The organism is Sorangium sp. KYC3313 (genome assembly GCF_052075895.1).
GTDB lineage: Bacteria > Myxococcota_A > Polyangia > Polyangiales > Polyangiaceae > Sorangium > Sorangium cellulosum_B.
In genome coordinates, this window is record NZ_CP197255.1 from 2,582,846 (window position 1) to 2,597,007 (window position 14,162).

The window sequence follows — 14,162 nt, forward strand, 5'->3', positions numbered from 1 at the left end:
CGCCGGCTAGTCGCCCGGGTCGATCGGGTCTGCGGGCGGCAGCTGCTCGAAGCTCTCGCCTTCCGGCGTCAGGGTGCGCAGGTGGGCGATCAGCCGGTCCATCTCGGCGCGCGAGAGCAGGCGATAGGAGCCAGGCATGTTCGAGTAGGCCTGGCCCTCGGCGGTGGCGCCCTGGATCCCGAACGCGATGACGGATTGCAGGTACGCGTCCGGGCGGCGTTCCCAGAAATCGGCGATGAAGGCGCTCACGTCCTCGCCGGGCGGCACCTGCACGTTGAACTTGCCTGCCGCGCCGGCGTGGCAGTGGCTGCACTTCGCGCCTGCGAACGCGGCGGGCCCGTCTCGCCCCTGGTCCTCGGCGGTCTCGACGCAGCTCCAGCCCGCGCAGCTGTTCACGGCGCGGCAGGCGTGCTCATAAAGCTCGTTCCATGTCTGATAGACCATGCCGCGGCAGCTGTTCGTGCCGCCGCAGACCGCGTGGACCTGGACCACGCCGGGGCGCGCGGTGCCCACCAGCATGGCGGACTCGGCGCACCTCGCGGAGAACTCGTCGAGGGAGATCTGACCGTCGCCGTCCGCATCCATGAGGGCCAGCGCGTCGACCTGATCGGGCTGAGCGGGATCCGCGCCAGCGCTCCACACCAGCGTCTTGGCCGGCGCGTCGGACCCGTCGCAGTCCGAGTCGATGGCATCGAAATTCCGATCCTCGGCGCCGGGATGGACGGTGTTGTTGAAGTCGTCGCAGTCGCCTGCGCGCGGGGTCAAGCCGTCCCTGTCGTGGTCGCTGTCCTCGTCGTCCACGGGCTGGCCACCCGCGCCCGCCGTGCCGGAGCCGCCTGTCCCGGCGGGCTCCCCGCCGCCTGCGCCGCCGGTCCCGGCAGGGGGCTCGGCGCCCACGGGCGAGACGCCTTCGTCGTCGCCGCACGCGGGCGCGAAGGCGGCGAAGCTGGCGAGCGCCAGCGCGAACAGCGTGGATCCCGGTGATTTCGTCATAAGAGCCGTCCTGTCTTCGAAGGGCCGCGCTGCGCGCGCGCCTGCGGCCGCCCGGCGCAGGACGTATAATCACGGCTGTGGCGCGCGGAACATGTGGCAAGTTGTCGCATGCACATCCTCGACAGACGCCGTCGCGGTCGCGAGCTTCGCCCTGACCGGGCGGGCGCCGAGCGCCGCGTTTACAGCGGATCCGCGGGGCGTTCCGGGCGCGCCGGTGTCGCGCCGACGGTGAGATAGCCCATGCGCGCGTCGGTGATCGCCCGCCGGAGCGCGCCGTCCTCTTTGCGCGGCCTTTCTGGGCGCTTCAATTTGAGCGCGGCGGCCGGGAGAAAGGGAGTAAAAGAGGTCCTGAGCGCAGGAAGAAGGAAGAGAGGATCGCAGGATGACAGGCATGCTTCGCGGCGGGCTGTGGATCGGTTGTGCAGCGGCCGTGGTGGTCACGGCGGCGCCGGCGAGCGCCATGCAGCCTGCGTCCGAGGCCTTCCCTGCGCCCGCCGCGCCGCCGAGCGGGTCGGCCGTCGCGCCGCCTGCGCCGGCTCCGGGCGGCGCGGCGGCAGCGCCGCTCCTGCCGCCGCCGGCTCCGGGCGACGGTGGCGCGCCGCCGGCCGGGGTCGCGCCGCCCGGAGAGGCGCCCCCGAGCTGGACGACGAGCCCGGCGTCCTGGCAGCCCGGGGGCTCTCCCTGGCGCGAGCGGCGCGAGACAGAGCGCGTCTGGTACGGCTGGCAGCACCTCCTCGTGCTCAGCGGGACCATCGCGCTCGGACCCCTCGCTGTCGCCACGGAGAACGAGATGTTCGCCTGGATGACCGCCGGCCCATTCGTGCTCGGCGGCCCGATCACCCACTGGGCCAACGGCCACCTCGGCAAGGGCTTCCTCAGCCTCGGCCTCAACGTCGGCTGCACGTTCGGCGGCGGCCTGCTCGGCCAGGTCGTCGGCAGTACTTTCCTCAACAGAGACGGCGAGATCACCGGCCTCGTCTTCGGCGCCATCCTCGGAGCGCTCACGGCGAACATCGTCGACGCCGCGCTCCTCGAGTACGAAGAGCCCCCGGGGCCCGAGAGCTACGAGTACATCCGCCTCCGCCCGCTCCGGCTCCGGTTCGCGCCGCACGTCGCCCTCGCGCCCGGCCGCACCACCTTCGGTCTCGGCGGCGCCTTCTGAGGGGCCGCGGCGCCGGCCGCGCGCCTCGAGCGGCGCTTCGGCCTGGCCCGGCCGCGGCGGGGGTGTAGCATCCGCGCGTGTTCATTCCGAGATCAGGTGCACGACGGCCCGCGCTCGCCGCGCTCCTCGCGCTCGCCGCGCTCCCGGGTTGCGGCGGCGCGGAGCGGCAGGAACCCCAGTTCGCCGATTCCCCCGAGGTCCCGCTCCCCGAACCCCCGGGCAGCTCTTCCGGCGCGCCGCTGCTCGACGCGCCCGGCGGCGCGCCGGAGCAGCTGCCCGGCGTGGACACGGCCGAGCTCGTCCGCCGCGAGCGCGATACCTGGTGGCAGCTCGTCTCGCAGCTCTACGCGCCGTGCCCCGAACAGGCGGTGTCGCTCGCGCAGTGCGTCCGCGAGTCGCGCGCCTGCGCGGCCTGCGCGCCGGCCGCGCAGCTCCTCGCCGACAAGATCCGCGGCGGCGCGAGCGGCGCGGAGGCCCAGGCCGCGTACGGCGTGAGGTTCGGTCCGAACGTGAAGCAGATCGACCTCGCCGACTCGCCCTCTCGCGGGCCGGAGCGCGCGTCGATCCAGATCGTCGTGTGGTCGGATTTCGAGTGTCCTTCGTGCGGGCGCGCGGTCCCGCACCTCGACGAGGTCGTCGAGCGCCACGCGCCCCACGTCAGGCTGATCCACAAGGTGTATCCGCTGCGATCGCACCCGCACGCCGACGCCGCGGCGCGCGCGGCCATCGCGGCGCACCGCCAGGGCCGCTACTGGCCGATGGAGCGCCTCCTGTTCGAGAACCAGCAGCGGCTGGAGGAGAAGGACCTGTTCGGCTACGCGCAGAAGGTCGGCCTCGACATGGCCCGGTTCCGCGCCGACATGGCGGGCGAGCCCGCCGCCCGCGTGGTCGCGCGCGACAAGGCCGAGGCCGAGCGCGCCGGGCTCGCGGGGACGCCGTTCATCGTCATCAACGGGCGGGAGTTCGATCTGGCGCTGTTCAGCCTCCAGGGCGAGCTCGACCGGTGGATCGAGACCGAGCTCGCGATCCTCGGAGGGCGCGAGGCGGCGGCGCCTGGAGGCGGCGCGCCGCGCGACGCGAAGTAGGGCCGCCACGCGGCGTGGCCGGCGCGCGCGTGCGGGTCGCCGTCGATTGATCCCGCTTCCGCCAGGCGACGCCGGGGCGGCGGCGCGCCGCCGCCCCGGTGGGCCCCGGGTCGAGATCGGCTAGCTCGGCCGGTGCTTCTCGGACATCTGGCCGCCGCCAGCGCTCGTCCCCTGCGAGGGCCCGCCGCTCTTGATCTCGACCGAGCGGCCGCGCTGCTGCTGCTGCGGCAGCTTCAGACAGACCTCGAGGACGCCGTTCTCGAACCTCGCGTCCACGTCGTCGGCCTGCACGCCCTCGGGCAGCGGGATGGCGCGCGTGAACGACCCGTAGCTGCGCTCGGTGTAGCTCACCCCCTCGCGCTGCTCCTGCTGCTCCTGCCGGCGCTCACCCTCGATGATCAGGGTGTCGTCGCGGAGCTCCACCCGGATGTCGTCCTTGGTGACGCCGGGGAGATCGGCCTTGACCACGAGCTGACCGTTGCGCTCGCCCAGCTCGATGCGCGGCGACCAGAGGCCGCCCGCGAGGGACGAGAGACCCCGGCCGCCACCAGGCTCAGCCATCGTGCGGCCCTGCCTGAACGGCGAGAGCAACCCTCCGAAGCCGAAGTCGTCGAACATGCGATCCATGTCCTCCATCATCCGGCTCATCATCGCGAACGGGCTGAAGACGCCGCCTGCCGCGCCGTACCGCCCCATCTGCCCGCCGCCCTGCTGACGCTGCAGCCCGGTGGACTGACCGCCGGCCCCCTGGGAAGGGGTCTGACCCGTCGCCTGGCTGCCGGGCTTGCCTTGCTGCGGCTTGCTCACGGACACGTCCTGGCCTGTCGGCTGACGCTGCTGTTCCGCCATAGGAATCTCCTTTCGTTACGAGCGTCAGACCTGCAAGTGTGATGCCGTGTCGCGAGCGTGAACCAGCGTAGATGACGTGGCCTGTCGATGCCGCGCCGCTGGCCGTGTCCGCCATGGCGCGCCGCGCAGCCCGTCGCGGAGCGCCACGCGGGCGCGCCGTCGGCAGAGCGCGCCGCGGGCCGGGCTCGCGCAGGCGCCGCTGCGCCCGGGAGCCCGGTGGAATCGCTCACCGCCACCCCGCGAGGATCTCCTCGAAGCGCTCCAGGCTGCACGGCTTCTGCAGCACCGGACGGCTGAGATCGGACTCGCGCAACCCGGCTTTGCCATATCCGGTCAGGAAGACGAACGGGATGCCTCGCTCGCTCAGGATGTCGGCCACCGGATAGACCTTCTCGCCGGCGATGTTGACGTCCAGGCTCGCCCCGTCGATCTCGGCCGCGCGGGCCAGGCGCATCGCGTCCTTGATGTTCAGCGCCGGGCCGATCACCACACAGCCGAGGTCGGTCAGGACGTCCTCGAGGGACGAGGCGATCATGGGCTCGTCCTCGACGATGAGGACACGCAGCCCCTCCAGCCCACGTTCGCCTCCTGGGACCGGCTTCATCCTGCGCCCACGCGCTCGAGGGGCAGGTCCATCACGCAACGTACGCCGCCAGGCAGGTAGTCGAGGCGCACCTCCGTGGCGAGCTGGCGCCTGAGGTCGCGCTCGATCAGGCGTGAGCCGAAGCCCTTGCGGCGCGGCGGCAGGACAGGCGGCCCGCCCGCCTCCTGCCATTCCAGGTGGAGCAGGCGCTCGTCCGCCCGGGTGATCACGTCCCATGTGACCGCGACGTGGCCGGACGGCTGCGATAACGCTCCGTACTTGGCCGCGTTGCTCGCCAGCTCGTGAAAGACCATGCCGAGCGTCACCGCCGCCTCCGGGCGGAGGCGGACGTCCTGGCCGGCCAGGCGGACACGATCGGCGTCGCCATGGGCGTGCGGCGCCAGCTCGGCGTGGACGACGTCGTGGAGGTCGGCGCCCTGCCACGCGGTCTGGTTCAGGAGGTTGTGGGTCTGGGACAGGGCGAGCAACCGGGCGAGGAAGGCGTCCGTGAAGGCCTTGGGCGAGTCCGCCATGCGGAGCGTCTGCACGGCGATCGCCTGGACGATCGCCAGCGTGTTCTTCACCCGGTGGTTCAGCTCGTTCATCAGGAGCTTCTGGCGCTCCTCCGCCCGCCTGCGCTCGCCGTTCTCCTGCTGGAGCTGGGTGTAGAGGCGCGCGTTCTCCAGCGAGATGGCGGACTGGGAGGCCAGGAGCTCCAGCACCTCGATCCGATCCGCGGTGAAGGCGCGCGGGGTCAGGTTGTTCTCCAGGTAGAGCACGCCGACCAGCGTGCCCTGCTTCACCAGGGGGAGGCAGAGCACGGAGCGGGGGCGCCGCCCGCGCACGTAGGCGTCCTCCGAGAACAGGCTGGGCGCGGCGGCGTCGTCCAGGATCACGCGCTCTCGCGTGCGGATCACGTACTGGAGGATCGAGGTGGGGAGATCGCTCGAGGTGACGGGCGCCTGGCGAAGGGTGACCTCGACCCGACCGCGCCGGGTGACGACCTCGGCCTCGACGTCGTGCGCGGCGTGCGAGGCGTCGGCCGTGCGGATCAGCAGCCCCCGCTCGGCGCCCGCGTGCTCGACCGCGATCGTCAGCAGGGCCTCGATCACCCGGTCGAGGTTCAGCTCGCCAGAGACCGCCTGCGAGGCCCTGAGCATGGTCATGAAGTCGAGCCCCGGGCGCGCGCCGTGACCCGCGGCGGCGCCGCGGACGTCGGCGCCCCCGTCCCGCGCGAGGTCGGTCCGCCTGCGCAGCGCCTCCGGCCCGAGCGCGTGCGGAAAGTCCCTCTCGAGGCGCAGCATCGGCCGCACGGCGCCCCAGCGCCCATAAAGCCTGTGCGCCTCGGTCATGTAGGCGCGCGCGACGAAGCTCCTCCCCAGGTCGAGGTAGTGTCGAGCGCAGAGCTCGTTGGCCAGTGCCTCGTCGTGCAGGAAGCGGCCCTCCCGCGCGGCCGCGATCCCCTCATCGTAGAGGGCGCCCGCGCCCTCTCGCCGCTCGCTCCGGGCGACCTCGGCCTTCAGGATCAAGCCGCGGTGGCGGTGGCTCTCCGGGTCGAGCGCCGCCCACGACTCCACCTTGCGCGCGCACTCCCCGAGCCTCGCGAGGTACGCCTCCCTGAGCGCGGGGGCGGCGGCGCGCGCGGCCCGTGAGAACGAGAGCCCGCCGTAGAAGTGATAACAAGGGCTCGCGTGCCACGCGGCGAGCATGCCGAGGCTGGCCGGATCGGTCGAGCCCCAGATCTCGGCCACCTCCTCGTACGCGCCCTGGAACACGCCGGCGTGGACCTTGAAGACGTTCACGAAGTAGAGCGACGCCCGGTTGTCGATGCTGCGGGCGGCCTCGGTGACCGCGTCGATGTCGACCCACGCCCCGCGCTTCCAGTCGCCCTCGTCCGGCGTGCTCAGGTATTCGCAGAGCTGCCCGACGGCCCCGACGATCCACGTGATCGCGTTGAACTTGTCGAGCTTGCAGAGCGGCAGATACTGCCTCGCCTCCTCGATGACGTCGTGGAGGTGCTCCCCCCGGAGGAGGCCGTTCATGCTCGCGTTGCACGCGTTGTAGAAGGCCCAGATGTACTGCCCCGTCTCCATGCCGGCGTGGACGCCCTTGCGCAGGGACGCCTTCGAGCTCTCGTAGGTATCCATCCAGTGCTGGACCCACGCTCCCCACATGTTGCACAGCATGGACTCGGACTTCGCGTCCGGGTGGCGCTCGTTCAGGCGGACCGCCGCCCGCCCGAACTCGTACCCCTTCTCGATGTCGAGCCTGGCGCACAGGAGCGTCCCGAAGTTCACGTAGGCATAGATCGAGTTCCTCGAGATGCCATGGGTCAGCGAGTTCTGGAGCGCCTTCATCACCGTGATGCCGAAGTTGTTCGTCCCCAGCTGGTAGGTCGGCGAGAACATCTCCTGGAGCACGTCCTGCAGGGCGGCGATCTCGGGATCGTCGAGCGCGGGCAGATCGACGAGCGACGCGATCGGGCGGTCGCCGATCATCGCGATCGTCCGCTCCATCTCGGCCATGAGCGCGTCGTCGTCCGGATAAGGCGGCAGGTGGATGTCGTACGCCCCGAGCGCGGCGAGCCCCTCTTCCATGGCGGCGGGCAGATCGTTCTTCAGGATCTCCACGTTCATCTTCAGGCGGCGCACCTCCGTCTTGTGGAGGCGCCCCACCGCTCTATCGAAGCTCCCCGCGAGGGTGGAGAGCGCGTCGTCGTGGCGTCCGCAGAGCGACTCCAGGAGCCCCTTCTTCGTGTGGTAGGTGAAGGTCAGCTCGTAGCTGGAGGTCCACGCGTCTCCGGGCAGCATGGATATGCCATGTTCCAGGTACCTGAGGGCCGCGGTGAAGGCCGACGACTCCTGGGCGCGCCCGGCCGCCTGGAGGTTGAGCCTGGCCGATTCCATGCGCTCTTCCGGCGCGCGGATCAGACCGCCGGCGCTGTTCAGGTGATTGACGACGTCGAACAGCGCGCGCCCCTCGCCGGAGCGCGGCTTGCCGAGCAGGAGCTTCCCGATCCGGTAGTGAAACGCCGGCCTGTCTCCCTCCGGGATCAGCGAGTACGCGGCCTCCTGGATCTTGTCGTGCGCGAATCGAACCTGCTCGTCCGCGCTCACGATCAGGCCCTCGGCGACGGCGTGGTCGAGGCTCGCGTACGTCTCGTCGGGGGGCCGCTCGCTGACGGTGTTCAGCACGTCCATCTCGAACGTGTTGCCGATCGCCGAGGCCAGCCGGAGCACCCGCTGCGTCGCCTGCGGCAGGCGCCGGATGGTCTCCGCCATGAGGCTCAGGACGTTATCGGTGCACTCCAGCCGCTCGATCCGGCGCAGGTCCCAGCGCCAGCCCGCCGGTGGATCGAAGACAAGCGCCTTCGTGTCGTAGAGGTGCCGCATGAACTGCTTCACGAAGAACGGGTTGCCCCCGGTCTTCTTCATGATCGCGCCCGCGAGCGCCTCTCCGCCGCCGATCTGCAGGCTGTCGTCGATGAGCTCGGTCAGGTGCGCGAGGCCGAGGGGCGCGAGGACGATGTCGCGCGCCTCGAGGCCGCCCTTCGTGAGCTGCTCCAGGGCGACGAGGAAGGGGTGAGTCGGGCTCACCTCGTTGTCGCGGTAAGCGCCGCAGAAGAAGAGCGACTCCACGTCCTCTCTCGCGAGGACGCTCGTGAGCAGGCTCAGGCTGGCCGAGTCCACCCATTGTAGATCGTCGAGGAAGATGGCCAGCGGGTGGGCGTGCCGGGCGAAGACGGACACGAAGTTGTGGAAGTAGAGGATGAAGCGGTTCTGGGCCTCGACCGGGCCGAGCGCGGGGACGGGCGGCTGCTCGCCGAGGAGGTGCTTGAGCGACGGGAGGACGTCGCAGATCACCTGTCCGTTGGTCCCGAGGGCGCCCAGGATGGCGTCCCGCCACCGCGTGATCCGCTCCTCGCTCTCGGAGAGGAGCTGCCTGACGAGCGTGTCGAACGCGTGGACGATGGCGCTGTAGGGCGTATCGCGGTTGACCTGATCGTACTTCCCGCTGATGTAGTAGCCCTTCTCGCGCACGAGCGGCTTCAAGATCTCCTGGACGAGCGACGACTTGCCGATGCCCGAATAGCCCGAGACGAGGACGATCGTCCGCTTGCCCCGCAGCACGTCGTCGAACGCGTCGATGAGCTTCCGGATGTCTCCTTTGCGGCCGTAGAGCTTCTGGGGGAGCCGGAAGAGGTCCCTCCTGTCGTGGCGGCCAGGGCTGAACGCTTCCATCTGGCCGCCGCGCTGCCATCGCGCTCGGATCTCCTCCAGATCGGCCCTCAGCCCCTCGGCGCACTGGTAGCGGTCCTCGGCGTTCTTGCTGAGGAGCTTCATCGTGACGGCGGAGAGCGCGTCGGGCACCTCGGGGTCGAGCTCCGAGGGGGCGACGGGCGTCACGGCGATGTGGGCGTGCATCAGCTCGAGGGGGTCGAGCGCCTCGAACGGCCTTTGCCCCGCGAGCATCTCGTAGAGGACGACGCCGAACGAGTACATGTCCGTGCGGTAGTCCACGCTCCGGTTCATGCGGCCGGTCTGCTCCGGCGATGTATAGGGGAGCACCTTCGAGAGGACGCGGCGGCAATAGATCTCCTCCTTCTCGCGCGTCACGATGGACTCCGCGCCGAAGCCCGTGAGCTTCACCTGACCGTCCTCTCCGAGCAGGATGTTCGGAGGCCTCACGTCGCCATGGATGAGGCCATGGCGATGGATGTCGGCCAGGGCCTCGGCCACGGGGATCAAGACGTCCAGTGACGCGCGGACGCCCAGCTTGCAGGCCGCCTTCGCGGACAGCGGGGCGCCCGGGAAAACCTCGGTGACGAGCGCCAGGCCGTCCTCGTGCTCCTCGACGGCGTACACCTTGACGACCCTCGCCGAGTCGACCTGCCGTATCGCGCGGTAGGCGTGCCTGAAGCGCATGATATCGCCGGCGCGGGCGTAATCGGTGTGCAGCATCCTGATCGCCACGTCGGTGCCGTCGGCGTCCCGATGGGCTCGATACGTGGTGGAGCCCGGGCCCTCGCCGGTCTTCGCGGTGACGTGATACCCCTTGAGCTGGGCTGCGCCTGGTCGCACGGAGAGCGCGCGCCCAGGCTCGACGGAGAGAGCCTCCTGGGCAGCAGGTCGATTCCATGCCTCCGATGTGTCCGGCATCTCGCGGGCGTTTGAGCCCACGAGTTGCCATGTCAACTGGACGGCCGGGGCCGGCGGGGCCGCCCTCGGCGCCCGCTCACATCGCGTACCGCAGGATGATCTCGGTGAGCGCCGCGGCGAGCAGCAGCAAGAGCCCGCCCACGGAGCAGAACAGCGTGAACCGGTCGTCCCGCCACCGCTGCCGGAGCGGCACGATGTCCCGCTCCGGCAGCACGACGGCCCTCAGGGTCGCGTGGATCGGCAGCCCCCCCGGCCGCATCGCGACCGCCACGTTCGGCGGCTGCGCCAGCCCCATGTTGGTGAACCGCGTCACCCCCGCGCGGAGCCGGTCCCCCATGCCGGGCATCGCGCTGCCGATCGCCACCGCGCGGAGCCACGGCGCCCGCTCGAACGCGTTCGCCATCGCGATCACCCCGAACAGCTGCCGCAGCCGCGGCATCAGCGCCCGCACCTCGGCCAGGTGCTGGAACGCCCGCGTCCGCGCCTCGGGCGCGTCCTCCGAGCTCACCCGCGCGAGGCAGGTCGACTCCAGCCGCGCGTTCAGCCCCTCGAGCTCCTGGAGGATCCGCGGCCCGGTGTTGTCCGGGCTCGTCTCGAGCGGGAGCGTGAAGCCCCAGGGCTCCTCGCGCCCGCGCTCGGCGGTCCACTGGAACACCTCGGCGAAGCCCCAGAGCGTGTCGTAGCGCGACAGCACCACGTACGTCGGCACGTCGGCGTGCAGCGCACGGCCGACCTCGACGAGGTACGCGCGGATGCGGTTCGCGTACGCGTCGAGCCCCTGCTCGTCGAGCTCGACGAACTCCGCGATGCTCAGGACGAGCAGGATGCCGTCGATCGGCTCGCGCTCCCGCGAGCGGCGCAGCTCGTCGCAGAGCCGCGAGAGCTCGGCCGGCTCCCGCCGCGGGCCGAGCACCGACGCCTCCGGCTCGATGAAGAGCGCCTCCTTCGCCAGCCAGTAAGAGCACCGCGCCCCGGGCACGCCGATCGGGAGCTGCCCGCCGCTCACGGGCCACGTCAGGTTCATCGAGCGGATCACCGTGGAGCGGCCCGACCCGGGCTCGCCGAGCACCAGGTAGCAGGGGACCGCGTAGATCCCCTGGCCATTGTCCAGGTTCGCCTGCTCGACCAGCGTGTGGACGCTCGCCAGCTCGTAAACGAAGGAGCCGCTCATCGGACCCTTTGGGCGATCGTCCACGCGAGCGCGAGCGCGCCGGCGATCGCGACGAGCGACGCCAGGACCCGCCCGACGACGACGGAGCGCCAGAGCGACTGGGTGGGGAGGTGCTGCACCGCGACGCCGTCGACCTGCACCGGCTTGAGCACCCCGCCCTTCCAGTCCCGATCCGGATCCACGCCGAGCTTGAGCGACAGCTCGCGGCGGATCCGCAGCAGATCGTCGGTGTTCTGCCCCGGCAGCCCGTAGCGCCCGCGGAAGCCGAGCCCGAGCACGCACGCGTACGTCGCCATCACCGGGAGCGGGCCCTTCCGGACGCGCACGAGCCGCTCGAAGAACTCGACGCCCGCGTTGTTGGTCGTCCACCGCGACGCCTGGAGCGGGCGCTGCGCCCAGACCGGCCGCAGGTCCGGCAGCGACATCGCGATCTCGTCCGCGCACGCGGCGATCGCGAACATGCCGTCGTCGACCGAGGCGACCGGCATCTCCTGCGCGAGCCTGGACCCCTTCAGCTCCTCGAGCAGCAGGTTCGCCTGCCGCAGCACGTGATCGGCCGGCGGCCGCCGCGGGGACTGGCGGAGCATGCAGAGCCAGAGGAGCATCTCCTCACCGAAGACGCCGATGGACGTTTCCACGCGGGCGCGAGCTTACGCCAGGCGCGCACCGACCGTCGACCCGGGCGCGCGTCCACCTCGCGCGCCGCGGCTAGGTCGACGGGTCGGTCCGCGTCGGTCCGCGTCGGTCCGCGCCGGATCCCGCGCCGCGCGCCGCGGGTGCACCGGAGCGTCGACATCCGGGGGGGGCCGTGCCTATGCTCCGGCCGCTTCTCGAGCCCCCTTCGAGAGCAGCCGGGGTCGCGCGAAGGCGATCCCCTTGAGGAGAGGTCATGTCGGAGATCCAGAGCGTCATCGCGCGCGAAGTCATCGATTCGCGCGGCAACCCCACCGTCGAGGCCGAGGTCACCACGCTGAGCGGCACGGGCCGCGCGGCCGTGCCGAGCGGCGCGTCGACCGGCGAGCACGAGGCCGTCGAACTCAGGGACGGCGACAAGAAGCGCTTCCTCGGCAAGGGCGTGCTCACCGCGGTGAAGAACATCGAGACCGTCCTCGGTCCGGCCGTCCTCGGGATGGATGCGCTCGACCAGGCCGAGCTCGACAAGGTGCTCATCCAGGCCGACGGCTCCCCCAACAAGTCGAAGCTCGGCGCCAACGCCATCCTCGCCGTCTCGATGGCCGCCGCCCGCGCCGCCGCGGACACGGTCGACCTGCCGCTCTGGCGCTACCTCGGCGGCGCCGCGGCGCGCGTCCTTCCGACGCCGCTCATGAACATCCTGAACGGCGGCGTGCACGCCGACAACGGCCTCGAGATCCAGGAGTTCATGATCGTCCCCTACGGCGCCGAGTCGTTCGCCGAGGCGCTGCGCACGGGCACCGAGATCTTCCACACCCTGAAGGGCCTGCTCAAGAAGGACGGCATGATCACGGCCGTCGGCGACGAGGGCGGCTTCGCCCCGCGCCTGCCGTCGAACCGGGCGGCGCTCGAGTACGTCGTGCGCGCCATCGAGGCCGCCGGCCACCGCCCTGGCGAGGACGTCGGCGTCGCGCTCGACTCGGCGCTCAGCGAGTTCTACGACGCGAAGACCGAGCGGTACACCTTCGACAAGCAGTCGAAGACCCGCGAGGAGATCGTCGCGATCTACGACGAGCTCGCCAAGGCGTTCCCGATCGTGTCCATCGAGGATGGCGTCGCCGAGAACGACGAGAAGGGCTGGCGCCTGCTCACCGAGCGGCTCGGCAAGAAGGTCCAGCTCGTCGGCGACGACCTCTTCGTGACGAACCCCGCGCGCCTCGCGAAGGGCATCGAGGACGGCCTCGCCAACGCCATCCTCATCAAGCTGAACCAGATCGGCACCGTCACCGAGACGCTCGAGTGCATCCGCCAGGCGGCCGAGGGCGGCTACCGGTCGATCATCTCGCACCGCTCGGGCGAGACCGAGGACACGTTCATCGCCGACCTCGCGGTCGCGACGAACGCGGGCCAGATCAAGACCGGCTCCGCGTCCCGCTCGGATCGCGTCGCGAAGTACAACCAGCTGCTCCGGATCGCCTACGCGCTCGGCGACGGCCAGGTCTTCGCCGGCCGCGCGCCGTTCCGCCGCCCCGGGGCGAAGCGCGCCAGCTAGCTCCGTTCTACCCGGCCAGGAGTCCGGCCAGCGATGGCCGGGCTCCTGCGCGGGTCGCCGCGCCTTCGCGCTGGCGTTCCTTGCTTTATTTCCTGGGGGATCCCCCTGCGCTCCGCGCCCCGGGATCCGTGGTCGAGCGGGCGAGAGGCCCCGCGCGGCGCTGACCGCGCCGCCGGGGTCGACCTTGCAGCGCTACCAGCGGTCGCGCCCGCCGCCGCCGCCGCGGCCACCGCCGCGCCCGCCGCCACCTCCACGGCCGCCGCCGCCGCCACCCCCGCGGAAGCCGCCGCCGCCGCCGCCCCCGCCGCCGGGGCCGCCGGTGCGCTCGCGCGCCTCGTTGACCGTCAGGGTACGGCCGTCGAGGTCCTTGCCGTGCAGCGCGTTGATGGCCGCCTGCGCCTGGGCATCGCTCACCTCGACGAACCCGAACCCGCGCGACTGCCCGGTCATCCTGTCCGTCATCAATTGAATCGAGAGCACCTCGACGCCGGCCCCTTCGAACGCGGTGCGCAGGCTGTCTTCCGTCGAATGGAACGCCAGGTTCCCCACATAAAGCCGCTTGCTCATGTCTGCCGCCAATCCCGTTGCACGATCCCCGCTTCCCTCGCGGACGGCCCGGATCGTGCCGCGGGCCGCACGCGAAAACACTCCCCGACGACCGGCCGTCACCCCACGTTCGGACGAGGCAACCACGTTGCAGCAGGCGGCCGGATCTGAGGTCGAGGACGAACGAGCCTTGAGGCGCTCCGGAAGCTACCGGCCGGCGGCGGGGTACGCAAGGTATTCCCCCAGGCTGGCCGCGTCTGCCTGTTCTTGACCCCCGCCGCGCGCGGCGCGTCGGACCGTCGGACGGCGGCGACGGCGCGCGCCCACGTTGGATACGGCGTGCGCCTCGTGCCGCGATGCTCCGTGCGATGTGGACGAACGGGCTCCGGGCCTCCTCGCGCCGTTCGTGCTCGAAGTCCCGGCGAGCCG

10 protein-coding genes are annotated in these 14,162 nt (G+C 71.4%); 3 read left to right on the forward strand and 7 right to left on the reverse strand.

Annotated elements, in window-relative coordinates; all coding sequences use genetic code 11:
- Positions 1–6: 6 nt before the first annotated feature.
- On the reverse strand, positions 7–993 hold the full coding sequence (locus ACSRUE_RS10105) for a MopE-related protein (RefSeq protein WP_441290816.1): 987 nt from the start codon (positions 991–993) through the stop codon (positions 7–9).
- A gap of 382 nt (positions 994–1,375) precedes the next feature.
- Here ACSRUE_RS10105 and ACSRUE_RS10110 point away from each other — a divergent pair, with 382 nt between their 5' ends.
- Both ACSRUE_RS10110 and ACSRUE_RS10115 read left to right on the forward strand, forming a co-directional pair.
- A complete protein-coding gene (locus ACSRUE_RS10110) occupies positions 1,376–2,155 on the forward strand; it encodes a hypothetical protein (RefSeq protein WP_441290817.1) in 780 nt (259 codons plus the stop codon).
- Between the two features lie 77 nt (positions 2,156–2,232).
- Positions 2,233–3,240 (forward strand): DsbA family protein, encoded by a 1,008-nt coding sequence (locus tag ACSRUE_RS10115; RefSeq protein ID WP_441290818.1) that lies wholly within the window; start codon positions 2,233–2,235, stop codon positions 3,238–3,240.
- Positions 3,241–3,360: 120 nt separating this feature from the next.
- On the opposite strand, the gene ACSRUE_RS10120 is transcribed toward ACSRUE_RS10115, so the two are convergent.
- The 5 genes from ACSRUE_RS10120 to ACSRUE_RS10140 all read right to left on the reverse strand — a co-directional run bounded on the left by ACSRUE_RS10120 (position 3,361) and on the right by ACSRUE_RS10140 (position 11,640).
- A complete protein-coding gene (locus ACSRUE_RS10120) occupies positions 3,361–4,089 on the reverse strand; it encodes an Hsp20/alpha crystallin family protein (RefSeq protein WP_441290819.1) in 729 nt (242 codons plus the stop codon).
- Between the two features lie 226 nt (positions 4,090–4,315).
- Positions 4,316–4,624, reverse strand: coding sequence for a response regulator (locus tag ACSRUE_RS10125; RefSeq protein ID WP_441290820.1), 309 nt, complete (start codon positions 4,622–4,624; stop codon positions 4,316–4,318).
- Positions 4,625–4,689: 65 nt separating this feature from the next.
- Positions 4,690–9,831, reverse strand: coding sequence for an AAA family ATPase (locus ACSRUE_RS10130; protein WP_441290821.1), 5,142 nt, complete (start codon positions 9,829–9,831; stop codon positions 4,690–4,692).
- A gap of 76 nt (positions 9,832–9,907) precedes the next feature.
- Positions 9,908–11,002 (reverse strand): type VI secretion system protein, encoded by a 1,095-nt coding sequence (locus ACSRUE_RS10135; RefSeq protein ID WP_441290822.1) that lies wholly within the window; start codon positions 11,000–11,002, stop codon positions 9,908–9,910.
- Positions 10,999–11,640, reverse strand: a complete 642-nt coding sequence (locus ACSRUE_RS10140; protein WP_441290823.1) for a DotU family type IV/VI secretion system protein — start codon at positions 11,638–11,640, stop codon at positions 10,999–11,001. The genes ACSRUE_RS10135 and ACSRUE_RS10140 overlap by 4 nt, the downstream gene beginning before the upstream one ends.
- A gap of 251 nt (positions 11,641–11,891) precedes the next feature.
- On the opposite strand from ACSRUE_RS10140, the gene eno reads away from it, so the two are divergent.
- Positions 11,892–13,187 (forward strand): phosphopyruvate hydratase, encoded by a 1,296-nt coding sequence (gene eno, locus ACSRUE_RS10145; RefSeq protein WP_441290824.1) that lies wholly within the window; start codon positions 11,892–11,894, stop codon positions 13,185–13,187.
- A gap of 192 nt (positions 13,188–13,379) precedes the next feature.
- On the opposite strand, the gene ACSRUE_RS10150 is transcribed toward eno, so the two are convergent.
- Positions 13,380–13,754 (reverse strand): RNA recognition motif domain-containing protein, encoded by a 375-nt coding sequence (locus ACSRUE_RS10150; protein WP_441290825.1) that lies wholly within the window; start codon positions 13,752–13,754, stop codon positions 13,380–13,382.
- Between the last annotated feature and the right edge of the window lie 408 nt (positions 13,755–14,162).